Source organism: Parvibaculum sp., from assembly GCF_030694575.1.
Lineage (GTDB): Bacteria > Pseudomonadota > Alphaproteobacteria > Parvibaculales > Parvibaculaceae > Parvibaculum.
Genome location: NZ_JAUYUS010000120.1, coordinates 18,000 through 43,604, shown reverse-complemented (window position 1 = coordinate 43,604; position 25,605 = coordinate 18,000). Strand labels below are relative to the sequence as shown.

The following is a 25,605-nucleotide window of genomic DNA, read 5'->3' as shown; positions in this document are numbered from 1 at the left end:
TCAGGACAGCGGATCGGCGTCCGGCCGGCGGGCTTCCAGCGTTCGCTTCGGCGAAGGCCCGCGATAACCGGCCTTCTCGACGAAATGGATCGGCTTCGAGACCGCGGCGACGATCGCTTCATAAAGGACCGACGCCGAGAGCGGCTTGGGCAGATAGTCGGTGACGCCCTGGTCGCGGGCATGGACGACATTCTCGCGCCCGACATGGCCGGAAATCATCAGGATCGGGACGTCGGGATTGGCGCTTTCGCCGGCGGTGGCGGCGCGTATCCGGCGCGTCATCTCGTAGCCGTCCATCGGCTGCATGGCGCCGTCGGTGACGATGATGTCGGGGCGGTGCGCGGCGAAGGCGTCGAGGCCTTTCGCGCCGTCGCGCGCTTCGATGATTTCGCCGACATGCATGGATTCGAGCAGTGCCTTCAGCAGCCGCCGCATTTCGGCACTGTCGTCGACGACGAGCACCTTCAGCTTACGGAATAATTCCGCGTCGGCCCCTGTCGGCGCGCCGCTCATCCGATCCGCCTCCGACTTCTCGCGGCAGTCGTCACGAGGCGTTCGAGCGCGTTGAGCGTTTCCATCGTGATGGTCGGGTCGGCGGCCGGGTTTTCAAGCGCGTCGTAGATGGCGTCGATGTGAAAGCGGATGACGGCGCCTTCTTTCCACTCGACGATCTCGCTTTGCTCGAGATATCCGCAGAGCGAGTCCGCGAAGCGGCCCAGCATCGGATGGCCGAACGTGCCGGCGAGACCGCGCATATCGTGAACGATGGAGTAGATGCGGCCGCGCGCCTCCGCGTCGCCCTTGCAGGCCGGTTCGACGAGAACCCGGAGCATGGCGGCCTGCGCCTTGAGCGCTTCGGCGTAGCGGCTTTCGAGGCTCTTGATCGTGGCCTGCATCTGGTCGAGAACGCGCGGGTCGAGCCGCATGGGCGCCACGTAGTCGGCGCCGAGCTTGCGTTCGGCAATCGAGGGTACCCGGACGAAGCGGACATCCGGCGGCGAAATGTTCTCGTCGGCGGCCCCCGCCAGTCTGGAAGTGCTTCTGCGCTCGATCATGGCGGCGCTCCCTATATGAGTTCGACCGGGCCGCGGCGATCCGCGCCGTCGAAGGGACGGTCGCGGCGGCGCCTGTCGGGACCGCGATAGGTCGGGGTTTCGACGAACTGGCGCGGCCGGTCGACCACCTGGATCAGCCGCTCATAGAGGCCGCGGGCGGAAATCGGCTTGGAGAGGAATTCGGTGATGCCGATGTCGCGCGCCCGCTCGACGGAGGCCATGTCGGTATGTCCCGAAATCATGATGATCGGCACGGTGCCGAGGGCGCGGCCATTGAGGCTGCGAAGCCGCTTGGCGAGGTCGAAGCCGTCGACCGGCATCATGGCGGCGTCGGTGATGACGAGGTCCGGCTCGTGGTGGCGAAATATTTCCCATGCCTCGTCGCCGTCGACCGCGACATGCACTTCCGGCACGCCGAGCGCCTGCAGAAGCGTCATCAGCAGGTGACGCATATAGGCGCTGTCGTCGACAACGAGAACGCTCAATGAATTGAATACAGAACGGCTCATACCGTCTTCCCCCGAACCACGCCCCGAAACACACGCGGCACGGAATGCTCCGTGCCCGCCCCGTCCGGAGACGGAGCTTTGCGTGCGTCAACCTTAACGGCGAGGTCTTAAGAAAACGGAAGCGCGGGGGAAGTCCGCCAACTCCGATTTCTACCTGAAATGCCGAATTTTCCGCTCAAGCCTGCGCTGTAACGAGCCACACCGCGCCGCCAAGCATCACCTGGCCATCCTTAACGTGGCGGGCGAGCGCCTCGCGCACAGCATCGGCGGCTCGGGCACGATGTTCGTCGCCGAGATCGGCCATGAGCCGCGAGAGCGGGCCGATTTCGAGCGACTGGCGGAGCGCCGCTTCCACGGGGTCATCGTCCCGTCCCATCGACAGAAGGGCATCGTGAGGCTCGATGCCGATGGAGCTGTAGCCCGCTTCCGTCAGGATACGGCGAAAGCGGTCCGGGTCGTCGAAGGCGAACGGGCCGGGAGCGCCGGGCACGGCCGGCTCCGGCGCGGGAACGTGGGCGAGAGCGGCGAAGAGCGGCACGGCGAACCACGGGTTCTCCTTCAGGGGACGCCAGCAGACGAAGGCCGTGCGGCCGCCGGGTGCGAGCGCCTTGCGCAGATGCGCGAAGGCCGCGACGGGATCCGCGAAAAACATGATGCCGAAGCGCGAGGCGAGAAGGTCGAACGAGCCGGGCTCGAAGGCATGCGTGGCGGCGTCGGCCAGCATGAAGCCGGCGGCGCTCTTCATCGCCGCTGCGCGTTCCCGCGCGCGGGCGATCATGGGCGCCGATATATCGACGCCGAGCGCATTTCCGGTTTGCGCCGCGAGTTCGAATGTCGTGGCGCCGCAGCCGCAGCCGATATCGAGGACGCGCTCGCCCGGCCTTGCGGCCGCGAGCTTCAGCACCGCGTCCGAGAAAGGCTGCAGCATCGCGTCGAGCCGGTCCTGGTTGCGGGCCCATTTGCCGCCGGCATCGCCGTTCCAGTAGTCGATCTGTTCGGCATTGGGGCCGGTCGAGGCGATGGTCTGTTGGGAAACGGGCGTGGACATAGGGCACCTCCTGATGGGGCGCCTTGTTTAGCACATCCCGCGAAAGGGTTCAGCTTTCGCCGCCGGTCCGGCTGTTGAGGCGGTCGGCCAGCGCGCGGAGCTTGTCCTCGACTTCGGCCATGCCGAGTTCGTATTCGCCGGCCTCGGGGATATCCATGGCGTCGGCGCCGGTGGGAAGGTGGCTGTCGATGGGGCGCGGCCCGGCCATGTCGCGGAGCCGCGAGAGCCGGTCGGAGATCAGCGCCGCATGGTCGGCGAAACGCTCGCTGACGGCGGCGGCCCTTGTCCGCGCGGTCTCGATCTCGCCGGAGATGGCGGCGATTTCGGCATCGTCCGCGAAAGCCTCGCGGGGCGGCGAGAGCGCAAGGCCGCCTTCGCCGGTCGTGAGGTTTACGACCTGGATCGCGATACCCGAGCGACCGTCATCGTCGAGCGCGATGTCGAATGTCATATGCTGGCCGCCGATGCGGCGGCCGGAGATGAGGTTGATGCGGTTGTGCGACGCCGATCCGACGATGGCGTCGATTTCGGAGCGGAGGTCGTCGTAGCGGCCCGCGAGAAGCGCGCGGCGGCCGACATCGTCGTTCCGGCCGGCATCCGCCACGAGGTCCGCCGCTTCGCGCAGCCGCTCCGTGACCGCATCGATTGCCAGCACCGAGGTCTCTATCGTGCTGAGCGCGGTTGCGATCCGCTGGCCGAGTTCGGCGGCCGTGAGGGAACCGGAGGCCTGGGCCGTGGCGCGCAGCGCGCGCTGAAGCGCCGCCGGCGTCACCGACGGCGTTTCCTCGGCGGGCGGCGGCTCCAGTTTCGCCTTGCCCCTCAGTCGCGACAGAATGCCCATTACCCGATTGTCCAAACCCCGGCGCGCCCGGCGCCGTCGCGCCCGAGACTAAAGGGGGAGGGTTGACGACATCTAAAGGCGGGTACGGTAAGCTCGCGCCGATGCCTCACCCGCGCGCCCTTCTCTGGATGACCGTCCGTCCGCTCCTCCGCCTCTACTGGCGGTTGAGACGGCCGCTGACGGCCGGCGTGAGGGGCATGGTTTTCGACGCAGAAGGCCGCGTTCTTCTCATTCGCCATACCTATATTCCGGGCTGGTATCTGCCGGGCGGCGGGGTGGAGCGCGGCGAAACCATGCTCACCTCGCTCCGCCGCGAGCTCGACGAGGAGGTGGGCGTGATCCTGAGAGGAGAAGTCAGGCTGGCGGGCCTCTACGCCAATTTCCGGGAATTCAAATCGGATCACGTCGCGCTTTATGTCGTCGCGTATGGCACCTACGAGCGCGTGCCGCGCCGGTCGCCGGAAATCGCCGAAAGCGGCTTCTTTGCCGCCGGCGCATTGCCTGAAGGCACATCCGCTTCCACGCGGGCACGGATTCTCGAAGTTACCGAGGGGCTCAACGCGCCTGACTTGTGGTGAGGCCGGCGGAGATTCGGGCGCCGGACGCTATTGAACGGCAGCGGCTTCGCTTATCACCGAGATTTTCGCTCCCGGGGATGCCTCCGAAATAACGATATGGGCGTTCAGTTGCTTGGCGAGCGCTTCGACGATGCTCGTGCCGAGGCCGACCTTGGCGTCCGGAGAAGCGGAATGCCTTCCGATCCCGTTGTCGGTGACCGTCAAGCTCCAGTCCTGCCGGTCGACACGATAGCTTACGTCGACGAGCCCGCCCCGGCTGTCCGGGAATGCGTGTTTCAAGGCGTTGATGACCAGTTCGGTGACGATCAGGCCGAGGCTGACGGCCTTCTGCGAACTGATCGTCGCGTCGTCGGAATGAACCTTGAGCGCGAGCGGACGCGATTCCCGGATCATCGACGAAGCAAGGCTCTCGCACAGCTTCACCAGGTAAGGACCGACCTCGACATCGCCTGTGCTGGCCTGCAGATGTTGCTGCACGGCGGCAACCGACATGACGCGGTCATGCGCATCCTGCAAATGGAGCCGGGTTTCTTCCGATTTCACCGTGCGTGCCTTGAGCAGAAGAACGCTTGCGATGATCTGCAGGCTGTTGGCGACCCGATGCTGCATTTCCTGCAACAGAACGGCGCGCTCCCGCAGCAGGTCGTCCTTCTCCAGAAGGAGCGCCACGTTCATTTGCTCCGTGCGCCGCGCATCGGTCACGTCGTCGATGGTGAGCAAAATCCGGGCATTCTGCTTGTCTTCGTAGATGAGGTTCTGGACATGCAGTATCAGCCGCCTCGGCTCGGCTCCGGGGCGCAGCAGGTCGGTTTCGTAGTCTCCCATTTCCGATTCGTCCGAAAGCGCGTTCTCCAGAAGGGTGTGCAACTGCGGAATGTTCCATTCGCCTGCTCCGAGTTCGGACAGAGTGCGGCCGCTGGTCTGGTCGGAGGCGAGATCGAAGTTGGCGCAGAAGGACGGCGTCGCGCTCACCACCCGCAGATCGCCGTCGAAGAGAAGCAGGGGAAGGTGGGACGTGTTCATGAGGGCGCGAGACAAGCTCAGCGCGGCATCGGTTTGAGTGCCTGTGACTGGCATTTTCGCCTTCCTTGATGACCGCGGACCTGCGGCGCGGAGGCTTACTCGAGACTGACAGTGCATTTGTTGAGCAGTTTGAATGTCACCCCATGTCTTCAAGCCGGGAGAACCATAGCATGTGTGGCCGCGAGACTGCGGTTTTACTTTGCCCTTCGAGGCTTTTCCGCGGGAAACCGGGCCGAAAGCGGGTTTTACAGCTTCGGCCGCTTGTCCGCCCAAGGGTGTGCTTCTTCCAGTTGGGCCGCGAGCCGGAACAATGTCGCTTCGTCGCCGAAGCGGGCGGTGAACATCGTGCCGATGGGCAGCCCGTCGCCGTTCGAGTGCAGCGGCACCGACATGGAGGGCTGTCCCGTCATGTTGAAGATCGCGGTGCCCGGCATGTATTCGCCGGAGAGGCGCAGATAGGCGCCGACATCCTTGCCCATCATGTCGAGCCTGCCGAGTTCGATCGGGGGGATGCCGAGCGTCGGGCTCAGATAGACGTCGTGGCTTTCATGGAAGGCCGCCATCCGGCGGCCGAGCCGGTGGATGAAGAGCGTCGCTTCCGCATAGTCGGTGCTGCTGCGCAGGGCGGCCGCTTGTGCGATCAGCCAGGTGATGTGCTCGACGTCGTTCGCACTTGCGTCGCGGCCGAGCGCCGCGCCGCGCTGGCGAAGCGTGAGCGCGACATTGGCGCCGACGATCGTTCCCTGATGTTTGCTCAACTCTTCCTGGTCGAAGGCGGGCGACGCTTCCACGACTTCGTGGCCGAGGGTCTCGCAAAGTTTTGCCGCGTCTTCCACCGCCTGCACGACATCGGGGTGGCAGGCCGTGCCGTTCGGCCGTTTCGTCGTGAAGGCGATGCGAAGGCGGCCGGGCCTGCGGTCCAGTTCCTGCAGATAAGGCATCGCCTGCGGCGGCGCCGCATAGGGATCGCCCGGTGCCGCGCCCGCCGTCGCGTCGAGCATGGCGGCGCTGTCGCGCACCGAGCGCGAGACCACATGGGCGATGGACATGCCGGCCCAGCCTTCGCCCCGGTCGGGGCCCATCGGCGTGCGGCCGCGCGTCGGTTTCATGCCGAAGAGGCCGCAGGCAGCGGCCGGGATGCGGATCGAGCCGCCGCCGTCGCTCGCATTGGCGACCGGGAGAATGCCTGCGGCGACGGCTGCCGCTGCGCCGCCGGACGAACCGCCCGGCGAATGTGCGAGGTTCCACGGATTGTGCGTCGGCCCATAGAGTCTCGGTTCCGTCGTGCCCGCGAGACCGAACTCCGGCGAGTTGGTCTTGCCGAAGATGACGAGGCCCGCGTTCAGGTAGCGCTCCGTCAATGTCGAGTTGTGGTCTGCCTCGCCGCTGTCACGGAAGAGCGCGGAACCATAGGTCGTGACCGTGCCCTTCAGCAGCAGGTGGAGGTCCTTCAGCAGGAACGGTACGCCGCGGAACATGCCTTCCGGCAGGCCGTGCGCGATCTGCGCCCGGGCCTCGTCGTAATGCTTCATCACGACGGCGTTGAGTTTCGGATTGAGGGCTTCGGTGCGGGCAATGGCTTCATCGAGAAGTTCCGCCGGCGTCACGTCGCCGCGCTTCACCAGCGCGGCGAGGCCGAGACCGTCATATTTGTCGTAGTCGAAGAAACCGCCCATTTTCCGCCCCCTGTCTGAATTTTCTTTGGGCGCGATCTTAGAGGCGCGGCGTGAAGACCGGCCAATACTTTTTTTCCGCCACATTCTCCGCCTATGGCTGACTTTCGGGGGCTGGATGTTTCAGGAGGATGCCATGAAACATATTCTGACCGGTGGCGTTATCGCGGTGACCGTCCTGCTCGGCGCCAATGCCTGGGCACAGAATGAAGTCAACTGGCTCGCACTGCCTACGGATGAAGCCGCGCTGACGAAGCTGGATACGGAGCAATCGCGCGCGGTACGGGCGGCGGTTCGTCATTGCAACGCGTTCCTGCGGTCGAGCCATCAGGGAAACCCATGTGTCTTCACCGATGTCGACCGCGTCATGAGGCAGAGCGACGATGCGGCGCTGCGCGCCTATCACTTCGCGTTGCCGCGCTCGCTGCGCTATCAGGAAACGCGCAATCAGGGCTTCGCCGTTCAGCATGTTCTGAAGCAGCGCAAAATCTACGTGGAGTGAAGCTCAGGCGCCGAACCTGCCGCGGTCATGCGGCGCGTCGAGATCGAGGATCGGTCCTGCGGGCACGATGCCGGTGGGGTTGATCGTTTTGTGGCTGCCGTAATAGTGCAGCTTGATGTGGCGGAAGTTCACCGTCTCCGCGACGCCCGGCACCTGGTAAAGCTCGCGCAGGTAGTTCGAGAGGTTGGGGTAGTCGGCGATGCGGCGCAGGTTGCATTTGAAGTGGCCGTGATAGACGGCGTCAAAGCGGACCAGCGTCGTGAAGAGCCGCCAGTCGGCTTCGGTGAGACGCGAGCCTGCGAGATAGCGTTGTTCGGAGAGCAGGTTCTCCAGCCGGTCGAGCTGGTCGAAGAGCGCCGTCACGGCGTCCTCGTAGACTTTTTGCTCTGTGGCGAAGCCGGCCTTGTAGACGCCGTTGTTCACCTTGTCGTAGACGGCGGCGTTGATCGCGTCGATCGTTTCGACGAGATCCGCCGGGCAGAAATCGAGCGCGGCGTTCATGCCTTCGATGCCGTCAAAGGCCGAGTTCAGCATGCGGATGATGTCGGCGGACTCATTCGAGACGATGGTGCCTTTGCTCTTGTCCCAGAGGACGGGCACGGTGACGCGGCCGGTATAGGCGGGATCGGCGAGCTGGTAGACCTCGTAGAGCCGCGTCTTGTGGTTCACGAAGTCGGCGATGGTGGCCCCGTCCCCGCCCGCGTCGCGGAGCGTCCAGCCTTCCTCCAGCATCAACGGATCGACCACGGAGAGGGAAATCTTGTCCTCAAGGCCTTTCAGCTTGCGGAAGATCAATGTGCGGTGCGCCCAGGGGCAGGCGAGGGAGACATAGAGATGGTAACGCCCGGCCTCGGCCTTGAAGCCGCCTTCGCCTGAGGGGCCGGGCGCGCCGTCTTTCGTCACCCAGTTGCGGAAAGAGGACTCCTGGCGGACAAAGCGGCCTCCGGTCGACTTTGTGTCGTACCATTTGTCGCTCCATTTTCCATCCACCAGCAGTCCCATTTTCTTTCCTTTCGTTGTCGCGCGGTCAGTCTTCCGGCGGAAGATCGACCAGCAGGAATTCCGCATCGTCGAGCGCGCGGATCGTCAGCGTTTCCACATCGCGGATCGCGGCGCCGGAGCGCTCGGTCACTTCGACGCCATTCACCTCGACGCGACCCTTTGCGGGCACCAGATAGGCGAGGCGGTCCTTGCCAAGGAGATGGGTCACTTCGGCGCCCGCGTCCAGGGTTGCGCCGAGGATCTCGGCGTCCTGGGCGATCCAGAGCGCTTCCGCGACGGCGTCCTTCTTGCCGCTGGCGAGCGGCACGAGCCTGCCCTTGCGGTCTTCCTTGGGGAAGGAGGCCGTTTCCCAGCGGGGACGGAGACCCTGCTTCGCCGGCTCGATCCAGATCTGGAAGATGCGGGTGTCCACATCTTCGAGGTTCCATTCCTCGTGCCGGATGCCGGTGCCGGCCGACATGACCTGAACGTCGCCCGCGACGGTGCGGCCTTCATTGTTCAGGTGGTCGCGATGCGTGATCGCGCCTTCGCGGACATAGGTGACGATTTCCATGTCGCGGTGGCCATGCGGCGGGAAGCCGGTGCCGGCGCGGATGAGGTCGTCGTTCCAGACGCGGAGCTTGCCCCAGCCGAACCTTTCCGGGTCGCGGTAGTTCGCGAAGGAGAAGTGATGCTTTGCGGTGAGCCAGCCGTGGTCGGCGCCGCCGAGGCTGTTGAAATCGCGAATGTCGATCATGGTGTGCCTCCTTTCGAGGCTTCAATTGGGGGCCCGGCCGGCCTCGGGGAGGGGGGAAGCCAGCCGGCCGGGTCCGGGGTCCGATACTCGCGGACCCCTTTGGTTACGATTGGTTGGAGGCGGTCATGCCTTCAGCTTCGCCGCGATGGCCGCCACATGGGCGCCCTGCTTCCGCGCAAGGCTCAGTTCCTTCTCGCTCGGCTGGCGCTTGCCGTCGCCGCCCGCCAGTGTCGATGCGCCGTAGGGCGAACCGCCGCGCACTTCCGAGACGTCGAAGAGTTCGGTGCCGACGGAATAAGGCAGGCCGACAACGACCATGCCGTGATGGAAGAGGTTGGTGTGGAACGAGGTGATGGTCGTCTCGTTGCCGCCGCCGGTGCCGGTTGAGGTGAAGACGCTGCCGACCTTGCCGGTGAGCGCGCCCTTGGCCCAGAGCCCGCCCGTCTGGTCGAGGAAGGTGCGCATCTGGCCTGTCATGTTGCCGAAGCGGGTGGGCGTGCCGAAGATCACGGCGTCGTAGTCGCCGAGTTCCTGCGGGGTGGCGACGGGCGCTTCCTGCTCGACCTTCATGCCGGCATTCTTCATCGCTTCGGCGGGCATGGTCTCAGGTACGCGCTTCAGGGCGACCTCGGTGTTGGCCTGCGAGGCGGCGCCTTCGGCGACGGCCTTGGCGAGCGTTTCGATATGGCCGTAGGAGCTGTGATAGAGCACCAGGATTTTGGTCTTTTCGGTCATTTTACCCTCCGTGAACTGTCCGCTGGGGAACGTGTTGGCTTCGATGCGATCTATCTAATTAGCCTCTCTGGTGATACAAATAGCCCTGTTTGGAACAGATTGTTTCCGTGAGAGGGATAATGGCGGTCGATCTCAACGGCTATGCGGTTTATGCCAAGGTCGTGGAGCTTGGCGGCTTCACGGCCGCCGCCGATGCGCTCGGCCTTTCCAAATCCATGGTCAGCCGGCAGGTCGCGACGCTCGAGGACGAACTCGGCGTCCGCCTGCTGAACCGCACCACGCGGCGCATCAGCGTCACCGAGGCGGGGGGCGTGGTGTTCGAGCGCGCCCAGCGGATCGTCGCGGAGGCGGCAGAGGCGGCGAACGAGGCCACCTGCGTCGAGGGCGCTGTGCGCGGCCTTCTCAGGGTCAACGCGCCGATGAGTTTCGGTATCCGGCAGCTCGGGCCCGTCATGCCGGAATTTCTCGCCCGATATCCCGATCTCAATGTCGACCTCACGCTCAATGACAGGCGTGTCGATCTCATCGAGGAAGGCTTCGACGTAAGCTTGCGCGTTTCGGCGCTTACGGATTCAAGCCTGATCGCGCGGCAGCTCGCGCCGGTGGAGCGCTATCTGGTCGGGGCGCCCGCCTATTTCGAAAAGCATGGCATGCCGAAACACCCGGCCGACGTCGCGGATCATGACTTTCTTCTCTACACGCTGCTCGCGCGGCCGAACCTGCTCGAAATGGAAAATGCAGCGGGCGAGCGTCAGCACGTGCAGTTGAAGGGAAAATTTCTCTGCAACAATGCCGATGCGATGGAGGGCATCCTGCTGGCGGGCGGGGGGATCACGCTCTCGCCGGACTTCATCTGCCATCAGGCGCTCGCCAGCGGCGCGCTTGTGCGGATATTGCCCGACTGGTTCGTGCCGCCGCTGACGCTTCACGTCATCTATCCGCATGCGCGGCATCTCGCGGCAAAGGTGCGTGCCTTCGTGGATTTCACGGTGGAAAAGTTCGGACCGGGGAAGGCGCCTTGGCACAGGCTGAAATGAAAAAGGCGGGCCCTGCTGCGGCCCGCCTTTTCCGTCAGTTTTTTCTTCAGCGCGCTTACACCGGTTCCCAGGTGAACACGGCACCCGTGTTGCCGAGGTCGGTGTAGCCGCCTTCCATTGCGGGGAAGGCGTGGGAGAGGATCGTTTCCGGCGTCCAGCCGTCGATGCGGGCGACCGACTTTACGGGGCGGGGCTGCGAGAACAGCACCAGCTCGTTGCCGCGCACGGCGAAGATCTGGCCATTGGCGGTGCAGGAAGGCGCGGCGAGGGCGACGGCGAAATTGCCGACCTGTTCGGCGCGCATCGCGTTCTTCATGCGCTCGACGCGCTTCGCGGAGGTTTCGTCCTTCACCGGGATGGTGGCGATCATGCGCGTCCAGGCGAAGGGCGCGATGATGTTGGAGCGGACGTTCTTCATGGCGCCTTCCATCGCGATGATGCGCGAAAGGCCGGCGATGCCCATCTTGGCGGCGGCGTAGTTCGCCTGGCCGATATTTCCGATGAGGCCGGAGGTCGAGGTGAAGAGGACGAAGCTGCCTTCTTCCTGTTCGCGGAAATGATTGATCGCCGCGCGGGTGATGTTGTAGCTGCCCTTCAGATGCACTTCGAGAACGGCGTCCCAGTCCTCGTCCGGCATCTTGTGGAACATGCCGTCGCGGAGAATGCCGGCCGGGCTGATGATCGAGTGCAGGCCGCCGAAGGTGTCGAGCGCCTGCGCGATCATGTTTTCCGCGCCGGACTTCATCGAGACGCTGTCGGAATTGGCGACGGCTTCGCCGCCCGCCGCCTTGATCTCGTTGACGGTCTTCTGCGCGGCGCTTGCATCGCCCGCATCGCCGCCCTTCACGCTGCCGCCGAGATCGTTCACCACGACCTTCGCGCCCTGTGCGGCAGCGATCAGCGCGCATTCGCGGCCGATGCCGCCCGCCGCGCCGGTGACCAGCACGACCTTGCCTTCGAGGAATCCCATGACGTTCTCCCTTGATCCTGATTGTCCTTGTTGGCGGGGAAGCTAGCCGAAGGACGGTGGCCCGTTCCAGCCTTTTTAGTCCTGCCCACGCCAAGGCGGCCTCTCAAAGCCGCTTTACGCACGGATTTTCCCGTGCTACCGCCTTGTCCTTCAAGGGAGGAGCGGGCCGCTGGGGCCCGCCCGGGATCGAGGTCGGCAACATGGCGCGGTGCGTCTCGCAGCGACGACGAATGATGGACGAGGGCCGCGCGGCTCTCGGTTTCGCGTCTGCCCGCACGACCGATCCCCTTTTCGCCTGAGCGCGGAAGCGGCGGCGACGGGCAGGTCCCGGTCGTCTGTTGCTGCCTTGAGAGATTTTTCCATGTTTGAGATCGAAGCCGAGCGGCCCGAGCACGGGCCGGCCATCGAAGCGCTGCTCGACCTGTCCTTCGGGCCCGGCCGCTACGCCAAGACGGCGCAGCGCCTGCGCGAGGGCAACCGTCCGGTGCCGGAGCTTTGCTATGTCGCCTTTTCGGACGAGGGCGGCGAGCGCCACATGGTGGGCTCATTGAGCTTCTGGCCGGTCGTGATCGGCGGCGTGCCGGGGCTCATGCTTGGGCCGCTCGCGGTCGAGCCGCGGCTGCGCGGCAAGGGCTGCGGCATCAAGCTGATGGAAAAGGGGCTCGCCGACGCGAAGAAGCTCGGCTACCGGCTCGTCATTCTCGTCGGCGATGCGCCCTATTATGCGCGGGTCGGTTTCGGCCCCGTGCCGCCCGGCCGCCTCACCATGCCGGGGCCGGTCGATCCGTCGCGGCTGCTCTACCGCGAACTCGACATCGGCGCCTTCGGCCGGGCGAGGGGGGCGGTTACCAAGCCTCCGCAGGCGGAAAGCGCGACCTCCTAGTTCTTCTGCATCGCGCCGACGAGGACCGGCACGTTGTGCCGGAACATGTCCATGTATGTGGGGGCGGGGCCGTCCGGAGGCGACAGCGCGTCCGAATAGAGTTCGCCGCCCATTTCGGCGCCGGTCTCGCGCGCGATGGTTTCCATCATGCGCGGGTCCGACATGTTCTCGATGAAGAGCGCCTTGATCTTCTCCTGGCGGATCTGGTCGATCAGCCGCGCCAGCGCCTGCGCGCTCGGTTCCGCTTCGTTGCTCACACCGGCGGGGGCGAGGAATTCGACGCCATAGGCATCGCCGAAATAGCCGAAGGCGTCATGCGTGGTGATGACCTTGCGCTTGCCGGCGGGCACTTTCGCGATTTCGGACTTCACCCAGAGGTCGAGCTTCTTCAGTTCGGCGATATAGGTCTCGGCATTGGCCTTGTAGACGAGGGCACCTTCCGGGTCGGCCTCGGCGAGACCGTCCGCGATGTTCTGCGCGTAGATCATGCCGTTTGCGAGGTTCTGCCAGACATGCGGGTCGAAATCGCGCGCCGCTTTCGGATAACCGTCCGCGTCGTGACCCTTTTCGCCGCGATCATGGTCATGGTTTTCGGCGTGGTTGTGTCCGCCTTCCTCCAGACGGCGTGGATTGGCGCCGAAACTTGCGGTCACATATTTCGCTTTCGTCTTCGCCGCGGCGGCGAGACGTATCATCCACGGCTCGAAGCCGAGGCCGTTCATGATGAGGACGTCCGCGTTCGCCAGCGCGCTGGCGTCGGACGGCTTGGGCTCGAAGGAATGCGCGTCGCCGTCTGGGCCCACCAGCACGGTCACCTCCGCCCTGTCGCCCGCCACCTCGCGCGCAATGTCGCCGAGAATGCTGAAACTCGCGACCACTTTCAGCGGTTCGGCCCGGGCGGGCGCCGCCGCTCCCGTCAGCAGCAGGGCAAGGGCGGCGCAAAGCATTTTCACAGGTGTCATGAGCTTCGGCTCCTCAGTCGTGGAAATGAGCCCGCGGGAAATAGCGCGTGCGCAAGCTGTCGCGTGTCCCGAGAACGATCGAACCCAGGTAAAGGATGCCTGCCGTCAGGATGATTGAGGGACCGGAGGGCAGGCTGAAATTGTAGGAAACGAGAAGGCCGGCGAAGCCCGACAGGAAGGCCAGCGCCGTCGAGAGTGCGCAAAGCGACCAGACGGCGCCCGCCCAGAAGCGTGCCGCCGCCGCCGGCAGCATCATGAGGCCGACGGCCATCAGCGTTCCGAGCGCCTGGAAGCCCGCCACGAGGTTCACCACCACCAGCACGAGAAAGACGACGTGCCAGGCCGCGCCGCCGCCTGTGGTGGCGCGCAGGAAGGCCGGGTCGAAGCTCTCTATGACCAGCGGCCTGTAGATCACCGCAAGCGCGACAAGCGTTACGCTGGCGATCGAGGCGACCAGTATCAGCGCATCGTCCGTCACGGAGAGGATCGTGCCGAACAGCACATGCAGGAGGTCGATGTTGGAGCCGCGCACCGAAACGATCAGAACGCCGAGCGCAAGGCTGATGAGATAGAAGCCCGCGAGACTCGCGTCCTCGCGCAGCGCCGTCGCGCGGCTGATCAGCGCCGCAAGCAAAACGACCGCAAGCCCGGCCACGAGGCCGCCCACGCTCATTCCCCAGATGGAAAGTCCCGCGACGAGAAAGCCGATGGCGGCGCCCGGCAATATGGCGTGGCTCATGGCATCGCCCATCAGGCTCATGCGGCGCAGCACGAGAAAGGTGCCGATGGGTCCGCCGCCCAGCGCCAATGCGAGGCAGGCGATCAGCGCGCGGCGCATGAAGCCGTATTCGACGAAGGGTTCGATGAGCGTTGCGTAGATCATGCCGCGTCGCTCCAGCCGTCGGAAATGTAGCGGGCACGGTGGAGATTGTCGGGCGTCAGAACGGTTTCCGTCTCGCCCCAGGCCACGGGCTCGCGCGCCAGCAGCAGCGTCTGCGGAAATGAGCCACGCACACGTTCGAGGTCGTGCAGCACCGCGATCACGGTGCGCCCTTCGCCATGCCAGCGGGCCACGAGCTGCATCAGGTCGGCGCTGGTGCGCTCGTCGACCGCCGCGAAAGGCTCGTCGAGCAACACGATGCCCGCATCCTGCAGCATCAGCCGCGCGAAGAGCGCGCGCTGCAACTGTCCGGCCGACAGGCTGCCCACCTGACGCATCTCGAAACCGTCGAGGCCGACGGCGGCGAGCGCGGCGCGCGCGCGCTCCGTATGGCCTGCGGTCAGGCGGCGGAACAGCCCGATCTCGCGCCAGAGGCCGAGCGACACGGCATCGATCACGCTGATCGGGAAGCTCCTGTCGATTTCCGCGAGCTGCGGCAGGTAGGCGATGCCGCCGCGTGCGCCCGCGCCGGTGTCGATGCGGCCCTCGCTCGGCGGTATGAGACCGGCAATCGCCTTCAGCAATGTGCTCTTGCCCGCGCCGTTCGGGCCGACCACGGCGGTCAGGCTGCCGGGCGCGAAGCTGCCGGAGAGGTGGTGGACCGCCGGCACGCGCTCATAGGCGACGGTCAGGTCTTCGACGCGGATGGCGGGCACGGGGAGCGCGAACGGGCGCATCAGGCCAGCGCCCACAACACGGCGAGCCACAGCGCGGCAATGGCGGCAAGGGCGACGACCAGCCGCGCGCGGATGCCCACACCGAAAGCGGTTGTGCGCGGTGCGGTCGCGGGGGGGCGGGAAGGCGCCGGATGGCTCATGATTTCGCTGGCTTGTAATATTATAACATCGCGAAACTAGGCGGGATCGCGGGCCGTGGCAAGCGTGGCCTCGCGGTCAGCGCCCCTCGCGCCACCAGGCGAGCGCCAGCGCGCCGAGAATGAGGAAGAGGGCGAGGGGGCCCGTCAGCAGCGGTACCTGATGCACGGCATGGACGAGATATTGTTCGTTCCGCCGGAGTCCCATCCAGTTCGCGCCCGCCGCGTCATGGCCCGCCCGCACCGAACGGATGCCGGGCGTGTCTTCCGCATTCTCGCCCGCCCACCAGATACCGCCGCCGGTCGCGTCCGCGATTGGCCGCAGCAGTTTTTCGGTGGCGCGCACATCGGCGAATTCGCGCGGGTTGAGCGGCCCTGCCGCCGCCACGGCGCTGAGGTCGCCCTGGGATATGCGGTAAAGGCCGAGTTCCCTCGTCTCCATGATGGCCTCGAAGCGGCCGGGCGCCGTTTCCTCCAGCACCAGTTCCCGCGTTGCGCCCGAGGGCATGACGATACTGGCGGGCGGGGTTTCGTCCGCCATGGTGCGCCGGCGCACCGTCAGCGTGCCGCCCTGCGCGGAGGCCGAAAGGTTTTCCTCCTCGAGATCGGGCTCCTTCATCAGCCAGTGCGCGAGGCGGCGCAGAAGTTCCGCCTGCGGACCGCCGCCCTCATAGCCGCGCGACCAGAGCCATATCTGGTCGGAGAGAAGTTGCGCCACGCGGCCCTTGCCGGCATGGGCGAGCACCATCAGCGGCTTGCCGTCCGGCGTGTCCATCAGCACGTCGCCCTGATCCGCGGTCACGTCGATCGAACGGAACCAGCGGCCCCATGAGGGTGGCGAGGTTTCGCCGCCCGGCAGTGCCGCCGTCACCGGGTGGCGCGTGCCGGTTTCGGTGATCTCCGGCCTGTAGCCGCCGGTGCTGATCCCGCCCGTCGGCTGCGCGGGCAGGATTGCGGCGAGGGGTGTCCGGTAGATCGAATAGGGCGAGGCGAAGGCGGGGCCTGTCGCGGCGAGGAAGGCACCGCCGTTCTCGACGTAGTCCACGATGTTCAGGAAATAGGCGAGCGGCAGCACGCCGCGCCGCTTGTAGCGGTCGAAGACGATGAGGTCGAACTGGTCGAGCTTCTCGTCGAAAAGTTCGCGCGTCGGAAAGGCGATCAGCGACAACTCGCCGATGGGCGTGCCGTCCTGCTTTTCGGGCGGGCGCAAAATCGTGAAGTGGACGAGGTCGACGGAGGGATCGGATTTCAGCAGGTTGCGCCATGTCCGCTCGCCGGGATGCGGCTCGCCGGAGACGAGCAGCACGCGCAGCCGGTCGCGGATGCCGTTCGCCACCACCACCGCGCGGTTGTTGAGCATGGTCAGTTCATCCGGCCCTTCCTCCACGTCGATCTCGATGACGTTCGGACCGCCATGCGTCAGCGCCAGCGTCACGCTGGCGGGCTCGCCGATGCCGACTTCGGTGCTTGCCGTCCTCACGCCGTCTACCGTCACGGTGACGGTCGCCGTCTCGCCGGTCGGCCGGTCCTCGGCGGAAGTTTCGTCGACGCGGAAGGAGAGCTTCACCGGCTCGCCGACGATGCCGAAGCGCGGCGCCTCGGTCACGCGGAGGCGCCGGTCCTTCTCGCCCTTGCGGCCGATCACGAGCCCATGCACCGGCGCGTCGAAGCCGAGCGCGGCGGCATTCGCGGGCACGTCGTGGACCTGTCCGTCGGTGATGAAGATCGCACCCGCGATGCGTTCGCGCGGCACATCGGCGAAGGCTTCTTCCAGGGCGGCGAAAAGGGCGGTGCCATTCTCGTCGTCGGGATTGTTTTCCGCCGTGACGATGCGCGTCTCGATGCCGTCTTCCCGTTCGAGGTGTTCGGAGATGCGGGCAAGCGCGGCGGCGGTTTCCTCCGGCCGCGCGCCGATCTCCTGGCTCTGGCTGCGGTCGACCACGATGGCCGCGACGTCGGGCACCGCCTCGCGTGCTTCGCGGCGGACCGTAGGGTTGAGCAGCGCGAGCACGAGAATGCCGAGCGCGGCCGTCCGCCACGGCGCACCGCGCGCGCGGCGATAGGCGGAATAGAGCAGCGCCGCGACGCCCGGCACGGCGAGCAGAAGGATCAGGTAGACCGGCAGGACGGGTTCGAAAACGATGTTCCAGGCCATTGTCCTTGTCCCCTACTGACCGAGGCGCTCGAGAAGCGCGGGGACATGGACCTGATCGGCCTTGTAGTTGCCGGTCAGCGCATACATCACGAGATTGACGCCGAAGCGGTCTGCCATTTCGCGCTGGCGTTCGCCGCCGGGCGATACGGGAAAGAGCGGCCGCCCGCGCGCGTCGCGCGCCCACGCGGCGGCATAGTCGTTGGAGCCGACAAGGATGGTCGTCACGCCGTCATTGGTGAGGCTGCCGGCATCGGCGAGCGAAGCCTCGACCCAGAGCTGTCCGCCGTCCCAGCGGCCGGGAAAGCTGTGCATCAGGTAAAAGGATTTCGTCAGCACGTGATCGGCCGGCACCGGTTCGAGCTGCGGCAGGTCGAGGCGCCCGAGCAGGCGGCGCAGCGTCTCGGTGCCGGGCGTGACCGCCCCGCCCACCGCGCGGTCCTGATCGCGCGTGTCGAACAATATGGTGCCGCCGTTCTTCATATAGGCGTTGATCTTGCCCAGCACTTCCGGCGCGAGATTGTCCTGGCGCGGCGACATCGGCCAATAGAGCACGGGGAAAAACGCAAGCTCGTCGCGCGTCACGTCGACGCCCATCGGGTCGGCCGGCTCGAAGGCGGTGCGAGAGCGCAGCACCTCGCTCAGTCCGGCAAGTCCCGCCGCGCTCGTCTCGTCGATCTCGCGGTCGCCGGTGATGACATAGGCAAGCCGCGTTTCCAGCGTCGCTTCCAGGACGAAAGCGTCGCGACCCTCTTGCGCGCGGACATCGAACGAGGGCAGCGCGAACAAAGCGGCGAGAAGCACGGGCGCGATGCGCGTGCCGAAGCGGACCCGCCGGATTTTCTCCGTCTCGAAAAGTCCCGTCACCCAGAGCGCCGCCACGGTGTCGAGAATGACGAGCGCGAGGGCGAGCGCGAATGCCAGGGAGGCGAGCTGCACTTCCGAACTTCCCGCGAAATGACGGCGGCTGGCGGCGCCAGGTGCATCGAGGATAGGTGCGAGCTCAAGCGAAGCCGTTGCGAGATTGAGTGCGCGCGGCGCGGCGGCGGTGCCGTAAAGGCCCGGCGGATGGCGCGGGCTCCGCTCGGCGCTTTGGAACTGTTCGACGGAAATCGCCGTCGCGGTCGCGGGCGGCGTTCCGAGCCGGCCGAAGCCGTCGAGCGTCGCGACGGGGTTCAGCAATTCGCGCCCGCGCGCCGTTGCCGCGCCGTCGCCCGATATCGGCGTTCCTTGCGACAGCGCAACCGTGCGGCGAAGCATCTCGACGAAGAGACCGGAGATCGGCAGGTTCGACCAGTCGCGATTTGCCGTCACATGAAAGAGGACGATGGTGCCGCTTCCCCGTTTCGCGGCGGTGACGAGCGGCGTGCCGTCGCTGAGCCGCGCCCATGTTCCGCCTGCAAGGTCGGGCGTCGGCTCGGCGAGCACCTGGCGCGACACGGTTACGTCTTCAGGCACATCGACGCCGAAGAAGGGACTGTCTTCCTCGAAGGCGGCGAGGTTTTGCGGCGTGCTCCACGACAATGCACCGCCAAGCGCGCGGCCGCCGCTCCGCAACGGCACGGGCACGAGGTCGTCGCTCTTTTCGGCGAGGCGGGGCCCCGCGAAGCGGATCAGCAGGCCGCCGGCCTCCACCCAGTCGCTCACGCGCTCGCGGTCGTCGCCGGTCAGATTGCCGATATCGGCGAGAATGAGAACGGAGAGCGGCGAGGAGAGAAGATCCTCGATCGTCTCGCTTGTAGTGCTGCCCGCGTGCGTTTCGCGAAGTTCGGCATAGGGCGCGAGCGCACGGCGCAGATAATAGACATCGGAGAGCAGCGGTTGCGCTTCTTCTGCGCTCGCGCCGGAAACGATGCCGACACTGCGGCGGCGCCAGCGTTCGTCGGCGAGCGCCACGGCGCCCGCCGAGGCCTCGCCCGTGATTTCGAGACGCGCCACGCGGTTGCGCAGTTCGAGCGGCAAGTCGAAACGGGCGGCTGCGCGCGTCTCTCCCTCCGCAAAGGCGAAGGGCACTTCGCTCAGCACGCTGCCTTCGCTGCTCACCGCGCGGACGCCGCCTTCCCGCGTGCCCTGCGTCTCGGCGCGAATGACGGTGGCCGCGAAGGCGCCGCCTTCGTCGTCGGGCGGCAGCAGGGCGAGCGCGCGTGTGCCGGGCCCGGGTTCGACCAGCGTCAGGCCGCCGGCGCCCGCCAGCGCGGACAGGCGTTCCGCGAACTGCGCGGCGGCGCCGTAGTCGAGCCCGTCGCTGATCCACACCGTTTGGACGTTGCGGCTTGCGAGCGTCGTACCGCCTTCGAGCTTCTCCACCAGTGCGATGCGGTTGGGCTCGATCGGTTCGGGCACCATCGCGCGCGCCCGCGCGGCGGCATCGTCGGCGGATTCGAAATTCAGGTCCGGCGCGTTCGCTTCCGGCGCCGTGCCGACGACCAGGACGGGGCGGTCGGTGCGGCGCGCTTCGGCGATCAGTCCATCCATCGCGGCGCGGCGTTCGTTCCAGTGCGCGGCCGCCGCCCAGCTATTGTCGGTCACAATGAGAAGCGGTCCCGAGCCCGCCACGCGCGGCGCGGGATTCCACAACGGCTCGGCGAGCGCGAACACGATGAGCGCGGCGATCAGCATCCGCAGCAGCAGCAGCCAGAACGGCGTGTGCGCGGGCGTCTCCTCTTCCCGCGCGAGGCCTACCAGCAGCCGGATCGCGGGAAAGCGCACGCGTTTCGGCAGCGGCGGGCTGATCCGCAGCAGCCACCAGATCGCCGGCAGTGCGGCGAGGCCGAGCAGCATCCACGGGCTGGCGAAGGCGAGGGGCCCGAGTTGCAGCATGATTTAGACGCCCGCCCGGGGCGGCTTGCGCGCGGCGATGGCGCCCGACAACGCGCCATAAAGCGCGAGCAATGCCGTCTGCGGCACACGGTCCGTGCGATGCGTCGCGAAGGTGAAGTTGATGCGCCGCGCCGTTTCGAGAATGCGGTTGCGGTGAATTTCCAGCCGCTGGTGATAGGCCTCGCGAAGGTTCTGCGCGCGGCCGACCATCAGGCGGATGTCTTCCTCGACGCCTTCGAATTCGGTGCGGCCGGTAAAAGGCAGATCTTCTTCGGCCGGATCGAGCACCTGGATCATGTGACCGCGAATGCCTTCGGCGGCATAGCTCTTGATGCGCGAAACGATTTCCTCGGCGGGCGAGAGAAAGTCGCTGATGAGGACGATCTGCGCATAGCGCGGCAGGTGTTCCGGCGGCGGCAGGCTTTCGCGTTCCGCGCCTTCGCCGGCTGCCTTGTCGTCGTTCCGGGGGGCATCGAGCAGCGCATGGGCCATGCGGCGCAGCGCGACGCGGCCCGGTACGGGCGCGAGGCCGCCGCCGAGCGGGGCGACGCTTTCGCCGCCCTGGACGAGAAGCGAGGACAGCGCCAGTGCAAGCACGGTCGCGCGATCCTTCTTGGTGCAGGGCGCGAACTCGGAGGCGTAATCCATCGAGGCCGAGCCGTCGCGCCATATCCAGACGCTTTCGGCCGCTTCCCGCTCGGTCTCGCGGACGAAGAGATGCGCCGAGCGTGCCGAATGCCGCCAGTCGACCGACGAGGCCGTGTCGCCCTCGCGGTAGCGGCGGAACTGCCAGAAGGTTTCGCCCATGCCGATGCGGCGGCGGCCATGCACGCCCTGCGCGACGGTCGAGGCGACATGTTCCGCCTCCGTCACCAGCGGGGGCATGGCTTCCGACAGCGCCTCGGCCTGCTCGCGCAGACCGGCCGCGCCGGAAGGAGCCGCGTTTGATCGGATAAGGCTCATTTCTGTCTCTTGTTCAGCCGATGTTCCGGCAGAGCCTGTCGATAACTCCGCTGACGGTGACGCCCTCGGCACGGGCCGAGAAGTTGAGCGCCATGCGGTGCCTGAGCACGGGCGCGGCAAGCGCCGTAACATCCTCGATCGAGGGCGAGAAGCGGCCGTCGATCAGCGCGCGGGCGCGAACGGCGAGCATCAGCGACTGGCTGGCGCGCGGGCCGGGGCCCCATGCGACATGCCGCTCGACTTCCTCCGACGCGCCTTCCTCCGGCCGCGCGGCGCGGACGAGTTCGAGGATCGCGTTGACGACCTTCTCGCCGACCGGCACCCGGCGCACGAGGCGCTGCGCCGCCATCAGGTCTTCCACCGTCATGGCCGCGCGGGCCGTCGCAACGGTCTCGCCCGTCGTGCTGAGCAGCATCCGGCGCTCGGATTCGAGGTCGGGGTAGTTCACGTCGATCTGCATCAGAAAGCGGTCGAGCTGGGCTTCGGGCAGCGGGTAGGTGCCCTCCTGCTCCAGCGGGTTCTGCGTCGCCAGCACATGGAAGGGTGCGGGCAGCTCATAGCGCACGCCCGCCACCGTCACCTGCTTTTCCTGCATCGCCTGCAGCAGGGCCGACTGGGTGCGGGGGCTCGCGCGGTTGATTTCATCGGCCATCAGCAACTGGCAGAAGACCGGGCCCTTGATGAAGCGGAAGCTTCTATGGCCCTGGTCGCTCTCTTCCAGCACTTCGGAGCCCAGAATGTCTGCGGGCATCAAGTCCGGCGTGAACTGTACGCGCTTGTCGTCCAGTCCCAGCACATGGCCCATCGTGTGGACGAGCAGCGTCTTCGCAAGGCCCGGCACGCCGACAAGCAGCGCATGGCCGCCTGCCAGCACCGTCACCAGCGTCTGGTCGATCACCTGTTCCTGGCCGTAGATGACTTCGCCGATTGCGTCGCGGGCCGCGGCGATTTTCGCGCCGGTAGCCTCGATTTCCTGGACGGCGGAGCCGTCGGCTTCACTGAGTGTCTGCATTGACCTACATAAGAGGAGTGACGTGCTTCGCCGCCCGTCACCGTGCCACATCCTGTATCGTTTACCGCGCCGCCATTGGCGCGGGGTTTCTTGACGATAATATGGCCGGATTCCCGGCCTTACGGCAGTAATTCGCGATCAAGTTAATGGGAGGAGACGGAAATATGGCCGCCTCGACCGGAAAGACAGCCGCAAAAGCCGAAAAGTCGGTGTCGGGCAGCGCGCCCGGAGGCCTGAAGGGGCTCGCCGCCGCCGAGGATGCGGGCAAGAAGGCAAAAGGCCTGCCGCCGGTTCATCTGTGGAATCCGGAATTTTGCGGCGATCTCGACATGCGGATCGCGCGGGACGGCACCTGGTTCTATATGGGCACGCCCATCGGCCGCGAACGGCTGGTCCGGCTTTTCTCGACCGTGCTGCGCCATGACGAGGACGGGAAATATTATCTCGTCACCCCCGTCGAGAAGGTCGGCATCATGGTGGACGACGCGCCCTTCCTCGCCGTCGCCATGAAAGTGGAGGGCGAGGGGCGCGAGCAGGTTCTCACCTTCACCACCAATGTCGGCGACGACACGGTGGTCGGCTCCGATCACCCGATGCGGTTCGAAATCGACGCGGAGACCAGCGAGCCCGCCCCTTACGTCCATGTCCGCGCCCGTCTCGACGCCCTCATCAACCGAGCGGTCTTCTACGATCTCGTGGAACTCGGCGTGGAAGAGGAGCATGAAGGCCGCAGATGGTTCGGCATCTGGTCCGGCGGCATCTTCTTCCCGGTCACCCCGGCCGAGGAGATGGCGTTCTAGGTCCCTCCCATGCAGACATACCGCACCCGCATCCTCGCCCGGACCGACCGGGAGCCGCCGCCGCTCGCCGCGCTGCTGGCGCCGGACGGCATGCCGCGCCTCAGGGGCGATCACGATCTCAATCCGCCGGACGCCAATGTCTGGGTCGAGCCGGAGGAGCGCGTGACGCTGCGGGCCGCTGCCGTTCTTGTCGGTGTCATCGAACACGCGCATGGGCCGCATATCCTGCTCACCCGCCGCGCCGATCATCTCGGCACCCATTCGGGTCAGGTTGCCTTTCCGGGCGGCAAGATCGAACCCGACGAGACGCCGGCGGAGGCGGCCATCCGCGAGGCGGAGGAGGAAGTCGGCCTCGATCCCGCCCATGTCGAGGTGGCGGGCTATCTCGACGCCTATGAGACCGGCACGGGCTTCCGCATTCTCCCCGTTGTCGCCTTCGTGCGGCCCGGCTTCACCCTCACCATCTCGCCGGACGAGGTGGCGGAGGCGTTCGAGGTGCCGCTCGACTTCCTCATGAATGCCGGCAATCACCAGCGCCACAGTGCGGTGTGGCGCGGGCGGCGGCGCGAATATTACGCCATGCCCTATAATGGCCACTACATCTGGGGCGCGACGGCGGGCATGCTCAAAAACATGTATGACCGGCTCTATGGCGACTGAATGCCCCATACCGGCCACCGGCCGAGACAGGGCGGTTGGCGCGCCTTATATCTAGGCGCAATATAAAAAACTGCTGGAGGCTTCGCCCAATGACTGCCGACAAGGAACTTGCCCGCGCCCCGTGGCTCAACGAAGCCGACACACGCGCCGTCATGGCGGCGCTTGCCGCGAAGGGCGGGGCTGCACGTTTCGTCGGCGGGGCGGTCCGCAATGCGCTCATGGGCGAGCCCGTTTCCGACATCGACATCGCCACCACAGAGACGCCGGAAGCGGCGAAGGCGCTCCTCGAAGCGAAGGGTATCAAGGTCGTGCCGACCGGCATGGACCACGGCACGATCACCGCCGTCACGCCCACCCGCCATTTCGAGATCACCACGCTCCGCGTCGATGTGAAGACGGATGGCCGCCGCGCCGACGTCGCCTTCACGGGGGACTGGGCCGCCGATGCCGGGCGCCGCGACTTCACGATGAACGCGCTCTACTGCGACGCCGACGGCACCATCCACGATCCGCTGGGCGGCCTTGCGGACCTGAAAGCCCGCCGCATCCGCTTCATCGGCGACGCGCATGAGCGCATCCGCGAGGATTATCTGCGTATCCTCCGTTTCTTCCGTCTTCATGCCTGGTACGGCAAGGGCGAGCCGGACGAGGCGGGGCTCCGCGCCTGCGCCGAGGAACGCGAGGGCTTACGGCAATTGTCGGGCGAGCGCGTCCGCGACGAACTTCTGAAGACCGCCTCCGCCGACAATGCGGCCGCGGCCTTCCGCCAGATGGCGGCGGCGGGCATCCTCCAGCTCGTCTTGCCGGAGGCGAGCCGCCTCGACCGTTTCGAGAAGCTGGTCGAGATCGAGACGCAGCAGCTCTTCGTGCAGAAGGTGGACCCCATCCTCCGTCTCGGCGCCATGCTCGATCTCGACAAACCGGGCATCGAGGCGCTGGCCGCGCGGCTGAAGCTTTCCAACCGGGACCGCGACCGCCTTGCCGCCATGCTCACCGACAGCACGAAGATCGTCTGCTACCTCTCCATGCGCGAGGTGCGCCGCGCGCTCTATCTGATGGGCCTGCAGCTTTTCAAGGATCGCGTTTCGCTCGGCTGGGCGGACGACAAGCGCGGCCACAATGCCTTCCAATGGCGCGCCATGCTGGCGATGGCGGACAGCTGGGAAAAGCCGGTCCTGCCGCTCACCGGCGAGATGATCAAGGCCGCCGGCGTCCCCGAAGGCCCGCAGATCGGCCGCATCCGCGACGAAGTCGAGGAATGGTGGATCGACTCGGATTTCATCGACGACGAATTCTCGATCATCGAGCGGCTGAAGGCGATCGTTCAGGCAACGGTGTATTGATGCGCACACTCATCCTCTCCCTCCTTCTCGTCCTCCCTCTCGCCGGTTGCGGCGACGCAGGCCCCGAGGGCGATGCGGCGGGGGCCGCGCGGGTCTTCTACGACATCGCGCTCAGCGAGAAGCAGGGCGGCGTGCCGGACGAGGATTTGCGTCTGCGTCTCCGTCCCGTCATCTCGCCCGATCTTGACAGCTTGCTCGCGCAGGCCGCCGAGGCGGAGAGCCGCCACACCGCGCGCGTGAACAACGAAGAGCCGCCCTATCTGCAGGGCGACATCTTCTCCTCCCTGTTCGAAGGGCCGACCGCCTATGAAATCGGCACCTGCGAGGGCAGGGAGCAAGTCGTGCAATGCGAGGTGCTGCTCGCGCATGAGGCGGAGGAGCCGGTGCAATGGACCGATCGCGTGCTGCTCGTCCGCGAAGGCGACCGTTGGCTCGTCGACGACATCATGTATGGCGGCGGCTGGGACTTCGCGCCGAAGGGCACGCTTCAGGCGATGCTGAAATCCGTCGCCGCGCAGGAAGAATAGCGGCTGCGACAAATTTCCCT

The 25,605-nt window shown here is 66.3% G+C and carries 26 protein-coding genes; 8 read left to right on the top strand and 18 right to left on the bottom strand.

The features are described 5' to 3' along the window. The 5 genes from Q8S60_RS17100 to Q8S60_RS17080 all read right to left on the bottom strand — a co-directional run bounded on the left by Q8S60_RS17100 (nt 1) and on the right by Q8S60_RS17080 (nt 3,453). Complete coding sequence (locus Q8S60_RS17100) at nt 1-513, bottom strand: response regulator (RefSeq protein WP_305278719.1); 513 nt, start codon at nt 511-513, stop codon at nt 1-3. After that, entirely contained in the window at nt 510-1,055 is a 546-nt protein-coding gene (locus Q8S60_RS17095) for a hypothetical protein (RefSeq protein ID WP_305278720.1), read from the bottom strand. Before Q8S60_RS17095 ends, Q8S60_RS17100 begins: the two co-directional genes overlap by 4 nt. Nucleotides 1,056-1,066: 11 nt before the next feature. Next, the gene (locus Q8S60_RS17090; protein ID WP_305278721.1) at nt 1,067-1,564 is read right to left on the bottom strand and encodes a response regulator; all 498 of its coding nucleotides are present in this window, start codon (nt 1,562-1,564) and stop codon (nt 1,067-1,069) included. A 175-nt stretch (nt 1,565-1,739) separates the two neighbouring features. Further along, a complete protein-coding gene (locus Q8S60_RS17085) occupies nt 1,740-2,612 on the bottom strand; it encodes a class I SAM-dependent methyltransferase (RefSeq protein WP_305278722.1) in 873 nt (290 codons plus the stop codon). 49 nt (nt 2,613-2,661) lie between these two features. Beyond that, the gene (locus Q8S60_RS17080; RefSeq protein WP_305668744.1) at nt 2,662-3,453 is read right to left on the bottom strand and encodes a hypothetical protein; all 792 of its coding nucleotides are present in this window, start codon (nt 3,451-3,453) and stop codon (nt 2,662-2,664) included. A 62-nt stretch (nt 3,454-3,515) separates the two neighbouring features. Here Q8S60_RS17080 and Q8S60_RS17075 point away from each other — a divergent pair, with 62 nt between their 5' ends. After that, entirely contained in the window at nt 3,516-4,031 is a 516-nt protein-coding gene (locus Q8S60_RS17075) for an NUDIX domain-containing protein (protein WP_370867317.1), read from the top strand. A gap of 27 nt (nt 4,032-4,058) precedes the next feature. Here Q8S60_RS17075 and Q8S60_RS17070 read toward each other — a convergent pair whose 3' ends face one another. Together Q8S60_RS17070 and Q8S60_RS17065 are read right to left on the bottom strand one after the other, a co-directional pair. Further along, nucleotides 4,059-5,108: a sensor histidine kinase gene (locus Q8S60_RS17070; protein WP_305278724.1), complete on the bottom strand. Its 1,050-nt coding sequence runs from the start codon at nt 5,106-5,108 to the stop codon at nt 4,059-4,061. A gap of 191 nt (nt 5,109-5,299) precedes the next feature. Next, nucleotides 5,300-6,730, bottom strand: a complete 1,431-nt coding sequence (locus Q8S60_RS17065; RefSeq protein ID WP_305278725.1) for an amidase — start codon at nt 6,728-6,730, stop codon at nt 5,300-5,302. Nucleotides 6,731-6,863: 133 nt separating this feature from the next. Here Q8S60_RS17065 and Q8S60_RS17060 point away from each other — a divergent pair, with 133 nt between their 5' ends. Continuing rightward, nucleotides 6,864-7,229: a hypothetical protein gene (locus tag Q8S60_RS17060; RefSeq protein WP_305278726.1), complete on the top strand. Its 366-nt coding sequence runs from the start codon at nt 6,864-6,866 to the stop codon at nt 7,227-7,229. Nucleotides 7,230-7,232: 3 nt separating this feature from the next. Here Q8S60_RS17060 and Q8S60_RS17055 read toward each other — a convergent pair whose 3' ends face one another. From Q8S60_RS17055 to wrbA, 3 genes are all read right to left on the bottom strand, one after another. After that, nucleotides 7,233-8,231, bottom strand: a complete 999-nt coding sequence (locus tag Q8S60_RS17055) for a glutathione S-transferase family protein (protein WP_305278727.1) — start codon at nt 8,229-8,231, stop codon at nt 7,233-7,235. A 25-nt stretch (nt 8,232-8,256) separates the two neighbouring features. Further along, nucleotides 8,257-8,967: a pirin family protein gene (locus tag Q8S60_RS17050; RefSeq protein ID WP_305278728.1), complete on the bottom strand. Its 711-nt coding sequence runs from the start codon at nt 8,965-8,967 to the stop codon at nt 8,257-8,259. A gap of 123 nt (nt 8,968-9,090) precedes the next feature. After that, nucleotides 9,091-9,702: an NAD(P)H:quinone oxidoreductase gene (gene wrbA / locus Q8S60_RS17045; RefSeq protein WP_305278729.1), complete on the bottom strand. Its 612-nt coding sequence runs from the start codon at nt 9,700-9,702 to the stop codon at nt 9,091-9,093. A 119-nt stretch (nt 9,703-9,821) separates the two neighbouring features. Between wrbA and Q8S60_RS17040 the strand changes: the two genes are divergently transcribed. Next, complete coding sequence (locus Q8S60_RS17040) at nt 9,822-10,739, top strand: LysR family transcriptional regulator (RefSeq protein ID WP_305278730.1); 918 nt, start codon at nt 9,822-9,824, stop codon at nt 10,737-10,739. A gap of 55 nt (nt 10,740-10,794) precedes the next feature. On the opposite strand, the gene Q8S60_RS17035 is transcribed toward Q8S60_RS17040, so the two are convergent. Continuing rightward, nucleotides 10,795-11,709 carry an SDR family NAD(P)-dependent oxidoreductase gene (locus tag Q8S60_RS17035; RefSeq protein WP_305278731.1) on the bottom strand — a complete coding sequence of 305 codons (915 nt, stop codon included), beginning with the start codon at nt 11,707-11,709 and terminating at the stop codon, nt 10,795-10,797. Between the two features lie 361 nt (nt 11,710-12,070). Between Q8S60_RS17035 and Q8S60_RS17030 the strand changes: the two genes are divergently transcribed. Beyond that, on the top strand, nt 12,071-12,592 hold the full coding sequence (locus Q8S60_RS17030) for a GNAT family N-acetyltransferase (protein WP_305278732.1): 522 nt from the start codon (nt 12,071-12,073) through the stop codon (nt 12,590-12,592). Here the strand turns inward: Q8S60_RS17030 and Q8S60_RS17025 are convergent. From Q8S60_RS17025 to Q8S60_RS16995, 7 genes are all read right to left on the bottom strand, one after another. After that, nucleotides 12,589-13,554 (bottom strand): metal ABC transporter substrate-binding protein, encoded by a 966-nt coding sequence (locus Q8S60_RS17025; RefSeq protein ID WP_305278733.1) that lies wholly within the window; start codon nt 13,552-13,554, stop codon nt 12,589-12,591. The two genes, Q8S60_RS17030 and Q8S60_RS17025, sit on opposite strands and share 4 nt — an antisense overlap. A gap of 13 nt (nt 13,555-13,567) precedes the next feature. Then, entirely contained in the window at nt 13,568-14,437 is an 870-nt protein-coding gene (locus tag Q8S60_RS17020) for a metal ABC transporter permease (protein ID WP_305278735.1), read from the bottom strand. After that, nucleotides 14,434-15,171, bottom strand: a complete 738-nt coding sequence (locus Q8S60_RS17015; RefSeq protein ID WP_305278736.1) for a metal ABC transporter ATP-binding protein — start codon at nt 15,169-15,171, stop codon at nt 14,434-14,436. Before Q8S60_RS17015 ends, Q8S60_RS17020 begins: the two co-directional genes overlap by 4 nt. 216 nt (nt 15,172-15,387) lie before the next feature. Continuing rightward, nucleotides 15,388-17,463, bottom strand: a complete 2,076-nt coding sequence (locus Q8S60_RS17010) for a hypothetical protein (RefSeq protein WP_305278738.1) — start codon at nt 17,461-17,463, stop codon at nt 15,388-15,390. A 12-nt stretch (nt 17,464-17,475) separates the two neighbouring features. Beyond that, nucleotides 17,476-20,280 (bottom strand): DUF4159 domain-containing protein, encoded by a 2,805-nt coding sequence (locus Q8S60_RS17005; RefSeq protein WP_305278739.1) that lies wholly within the window; start codon nt 20,278-20,280, stop codon nt 17,476-17,478. A gap of 3 nt (nt 20,281-20,283) precedes the next feature. Next, a complete protein-coding gene (locus Q8S60_RS17000; RefSeq protein ID WP_305278740.1) occupies nt 20,284-21,243 on the bottom strand; it encodes a DUF58 domain-containing protein in 960 nt (319 codons plus the stop codon). A gap of 13 nt (nt 21,244-21,256) precedes the next feature. After that, a complete protein-coding gene (locus Q8S60_RS16995; RefSeq protein WP_305278742.1) occupies nt 21,257-22,255 on the bottom strand; it encodes a MoxR family ATPase in 999 nt (332 codons plus the stop codon). A 164-nt stretch (nt 22,256-22,419) separates the two neighbouring features. Between Q8S60_RS16995 and Q8S60_RS16990 the strand changes: the two genes are divergently transcribed. The 4 genes from Q8S60_RS16990 to Q8S60_RS16975 all read left to right on the top strand — a co-directional run bounded on the left by Q8S60_RS16990 (nt 22,420) and on the right by Q8S60_RS16975 (nt 25,585). Then, the gene (locus tag Q8S60_RS16990; RefSeq protein ID WP_305278743.1) at nt 22,420-23,055 is read left to right on the top strand and encodes a DUF1285 domain-containing protein; all 636 of its coding nucleotides are present in this window, start codon (nt 22,420-22,422) and stop codon (nt 23,053-23,055) included. Between the two features lie 9 nt (nt 23,056-23,064). Beyond that, nucleotides 23,065-23,715 (top strand): CoA pyrophosphatase, encoded by a 651-nt coding sequence (locus Q8S60_RS16985; protein WP_305278744.1) that lies wholly within the window; start codon nt 23,065-23,067, stop codon nt 23,713-23,715. A gap of 89 nt (nt 23,716-23,804) precedes the next feature. Continuing rightward, a complete protein-coding gene (locus tag Q8S60_RS16980; protein ID WP_305278745.1) occupies nt 23,805-25,058 on the top strand; it encodes a CCA tRNA nucleotidyltransferase in 1,254 nt (417 codons plus the stop codon). Next, entirely contained in the window at nt 25,058-25,585 is a 528-nt protein-coding gene (locus Q8S60_RS16975; RefSeq protein ID WP_305278746.1) for a hypothetical protein, read from the top strand. Before Q8S60_RS16980 ends, Q8S60_RS16975 begins: the two co-directional genes overlap by 1 nt. The last annotated feature ends 20 nt before the right edge of the window (nt 25,586-25,605 follow it).